Annotated in this window: 1 pseudogene; it reads left to right on the top strand. The window is 54.3% G+C overall.

Features of this window, described 5'->3' with window-relative positions:
• Window positions 1-3: 3 nt before the first annotated feature.
• Window positions 4-265: pseudogene (locus ACI3L3_RS16900) on the top strand (transposase); the annotation flags it as partial.

Below are 265 nucleotides of genomic sequence, written 5' to 3'. Positions count from 1 at the left end.
GGGATTCTTAAGCAGGCCGAGAGCGGCATCCCTGTGGCTCAACTTTGCCGTGAACACGGTATGAGCAGTGCCACATTTTACAAGTGGCGAGCCAAGTACGGCGGGATGGATGCCTCCATGATGGCTCGCATGAAGGAGCTTGAAAGGGAAAACGCCTTGCTTAAGCGCATGTATGCCGAAGAGAAGATGAAAGCAGAAGTTGTTGCCGAGGCGCTTGCAAAAAATTCCTGAGGCCGTCTCGTCGCCGCGAGATGGCCAAAGAAGC

The sequence above is a fragment of the Desulfobaculum sp. SPO524 genome, assembly GCF_044987625.1.
In the GTDB taxonomy this organism is placed as follows: Bacteria; Desulfobacterota; Desulfovibrionia; order Desulfovibrionales; family Desulfovibrionaceae; genus Desulfobaculum.
This window is presented reverse-complemented; position numbering and strand designations above follow the sequence as displayed.